We start from the raw sequence: 3411 nt of genomic DNA on the forward strand, positions 1-3411 counted from the left end.
TATACATTTTAAGCCTGCCGGAACAATCCTTTTTGGCCGTGCCATGACGGCACAGCTGGCTTCAGAGCTGATCCATCTGCAGGTTCAAAAACCTGTGGTTCTCACCGATTCTGAAAATATGAAGAAAGCCGCCCGGGCTGCGCGGAATATGGCCCCGGGCTTTGTCTCTTCCTTGATTGTGACAAGCTTTCTTCCTCCGGAGGATGCGGACTTTCTTATTCTGGCCGGGGGGAAATCTCTGGCTCTGAAGTATGCCTCCGACCCTCGACCTAAGGCCTTGGTTCCACTGGAGAACTCCCACCTGGCCGGTCTGGATGAACCTGTTACAGAATTCCTTGTGATAGACAGCCTCTTTATCAAAGACAATGATGTGTTGGAACGGTTTTTCAGAACCTATGCCTCGGCAGTCACGTCCGGGCTGGCCGGCATGCCCGGGAAGATCCGCTTGCCCCGGGCCTTCTCCTACAGCAGCCGGACATCCCTCTACAGCGGTCATGACTCTCTGGAAGAACTGCCCGGACTGCTCCGGAAAAAAGGAGTCTCCCGGCCCTTGATCCTGACTGATAAAGGGATTGTGGCCGTGGGTCTGCTGGACAGGGTCACAGCCCTGATGGGTGAGACCGAATATGACGTTTATGACGACATACCTCCCGATTCAAGCCTGCGGGTCGTCAATGAGATCTCTGCTCTATATACAAAACAGAATCATGACGGTCTGATCGCCCTGGGGGGCGGTTCGGTTCTGGACACGGGGAAGGGTGTGTATATGAATGTTTCTCTGGGGGTGCAGGATCTGAGCGAATGGGCCGGTTCCGGCCGTATTCCCCGGATGTATACTCCCTTTATCACCATCCCGACGACCTCCGGGACAGGGTCTGAAATGACGAAAGTGGCAGTCATCGCCGATGATGCCCGGGCTCGGAAAATCCTTTATGTCTCGGTCCATCTGCAGCCGGATTATGCCATCCTGGACAGCAGTCTTACAGCATCACTGCCGCCCTTTCTGACCTCCATCACCGGGATGGATGCCCTCTCTCATGCGGTCGAGGCCTTTACATGCCTTGGAAAGAACCCTATGAGCGACCAGATGGCCTGGAGGGCGATCGAAATGATCCGGGATCATCTTATTCCGGCGGTTGAAGAACCCCTGAACAGGGAACACAGGCTGCAGCTGGCCCTTGCCTCCTCCCTGGCAGGACAGGCCTTCTCCAATTCTATGGTGGGTATGGTGCATACTATCGGACACTCTGTGGGGGCTCACTGTCATGTGCCTCACGGCAGCTGTATGTCTATCCTTCTGCCCCATGCCCTGGAGTATAACTTTGCTGTCATTGAGCCTCTTCTGGCCGAACTCCTGGGGGCACTGGCGGGTCCGGGGATATCAGAAAGTACGGATGAATCGGAAAAAGCCGGAAAAGCCATACAGATCATCAAGGATATGAATCGCCTTCTTCGTGAAAAAACAGGAGGACGCCATCCGGAAAAATTCAGTCAGGTCTTGAACCGGGAGGGTATGCCCCTTGTCACTAAAGAACATTTTTCTCAGATAGCCCTGACAGCCATGGGTGATGCGTCCATTGCCTATAATCCTGTAGAGCTGGGGTATGTGGAGATTATGAGGGTCTTAGAGGAGAGCTACTGAGTCGCCTTTTCGGATCATGCCTGATTCCAGAACCGCCAGGAACCGGGCCGATTTATTCAGGGAGCAGACGGCGCCGCTCTGGATGATTTCACATTCGGGCCAGCACTTCTTGCCGCAGACAGTCACTTTTAGTATGGCATCGCCGATGCGGAGCCAGCTGTCCAGGTTTAAGCTTTCCAGGTCCAACCCTTCTATCTGAAGGGTTTCGTTGAATCGTTTGAAACAGAGGCCGTTCCTTGTATCCACCTTAACCTCTTCTCTGTTTTCCCTGCGGAGCAGGCAGACCTGTCTGGGACCCGGTGCAGAGTTTATATCCCCTTCCAGGCCGAAATCGGCTTTGAAAAATCCTTCGCTTATTTCTTCTCTGAGGTCTTCTTTGCTTTTTTTAATATAGATTCCGGATACGCTGGCCATGGGAGTCTCCCTGATATATCGTCATTTTTTTTTCTTACAGGTAAAAATTATACTCGAAATTACCGCTTCTGATAATATATATTATGATTTGAAAATGGATACTTTCCCTGGGGTCATCATGGACAGAATCGATCCAACAGAAGGCTTTTTCAATGACCCTCTCCCCGGAGCATCCTTCCGCTGTGATTCATGATGGGGATCAGCACTCTGGTGCAGAGCCTGACGGCTTTGACAGAACCGGGGAAGTTTACAACAATCGTCTGGTTCTTTATCCCCGCATATCCTCTGGAGAGCATTGCCTGAGGCGTCTCCCTGTAGGACTCGGAGCGGAGGATCTCCGCAATGCCCGGCAGTTCGTAATCGCAGAACTCACGGCTGACCTCGGGTGTCACATCCCGGGGGGATATGCCTGTTCCTCCTGTGGTCAGGATATAGTCATCCCCCAGGTTCTCTTCCAGGGCTCTCCGGATGGCATCCGGGTCATCGGGAACAATCACCCGGTTCACCCGGCATTCCGGATAAGCTTCCAAAATAATGGATTCGATTTCCGGTCCCGAGAGGTCTTCGTATTCCCCCCGGCTGGCCCGGTCACTGGCGGTAAGAACAGTCACTGTCACGGCTGATGGTCCCTCCCTCCAGAACTTTGACAAAGATTCCCTTCCGGGGCATCACACAGTCTCCCACAATCTGGAAGACGGCACAACCATGGTGACACTCCTTTCCAATCTGTGTCACCTCCACTTCGCAATCCCCTAATCGTATTTGAGTCCCTACAGGAAGAACACTCAGGTTGATGCCTTCTGTGGTCAAATTCTCCGCAAAATCACCATAACCGAGTTCTATGCCTTTACCCTGCATGGTATCCACATCTTCCTGGGCCAGCATGGAAATCTGGCGGTGCCAGTTGCCCGCGTGGGCGTCACCTACTATCCCGTGATCCACTCTCAATTCCATAGTATCAACAGGCTTTTTGTGTTCTACCTTATTTTCGGAGACATTGAGGGACAGAAGTTTGAATTTTATTTCATGGGTCATTTTAAGTCCTTTATTCTACCAAGGCAGTGCTACTGCCTTGGTGTGTTCATTGCATAGGCCTAAGGGCCTTTTTACTACCAGGTTCTATTTACTACCAGTGTCTATTTCCTACCAGGGCGGATTTACAGCTCTGGTGTTATTCTAGCTCAGGGCCAAAGGGCTTAAAGGGGGAGCTTGGTCTTTTCGATGAGGTGGATATCGCCGATCCTCATCTGCTTATCCACCGCCTTGCACATGTCGTAAACTGTGAGGGCCGCAATGGATACAGCCGTCAGGGCTTCCATTTCGATACCGGTTTTATCGGTGCACACTGTTTTGGC

General features: G+C 52.1%; 5 protein-coding genes. 1 reads left to right on the forward strand and 4 read right to left on the reverse strand.

Annotated features, from left to right (window positions below):
* On the forward strand, nt 1-1642 hold a 1642-nt coding region (locus PF479_RS08720; RefSeq protein WP_298005015.1), incomplete at its 5' end, for an iron-containing alcohol dehydrogenase.
* Here the strand turns inward: PF479_RS08720 and PF479_RS08725 are convergent.
* The 4 genes from PF479_RS08725 to PF479_RS08740 form a co-directional block, all read right to left on the reverse strand.
* A complete protein-coding gene (locus PF479_RS08725; RefSeq protein WP_298005017.1) occupies nt 1625-2056 on the reverse strand; it encodes a hypothetical protein in 432 nt (143 codons plus the stop codon). The two genes, PF479_RS08720 and PF479_RS08725, sit on opposite strands and share 18 nt — an antisense overlap.
* 149 nt (nt 2057-2205) lie before the next feature.
* Nucleotides 2206-2673 carry a MogA/MoaB family molybdenum cofactor biosynthesis protein gene (locus PF479_RS08730; protein WP_298005019.1) on the reverse strand — a complete coding sequence of 156 codons (468 nt, stop codon included), beginning with the start codon at nt 2671-2673 and terminating at the stop codon, nt 2206-2208.
* The gene (locus tag PF479_RS08735; RefSeq protein ID WP_298005021.1) at nt 2645-3091 is read right to left on the reverse strand and encodes an MOSC domain-containing protein; all 447 of its coding nucleotides are present in this window, start codon (nt 3089-3091) and stop codon (nt 2645-2647) included. The genes PF479_RS08730 and PF479_RS08735 overlap by 29 nt, the downstream gene beginning before the upstream one ends.
* A gap of 161 nt (nt 3092-3252) precedes the next feature.
* Nucleotides 3253-3411 (reverse strand): cyclic pyranopterin monophosphate synthase MoaC (locus PF479_RS08740; protein ID WP_298005023.1); only part of this gene is annotated, 159 nt, incomplete at its 5' end.

Origin of the sequence: Oceanispirochaeta sp. (genome assembly GCF_027859075.1) — a bacterium.
GTDB lineage: Bacteria > Spirochaetota > Spirochaetia > DSM-2461 > DSM-2461 > Oceanispirochaeta.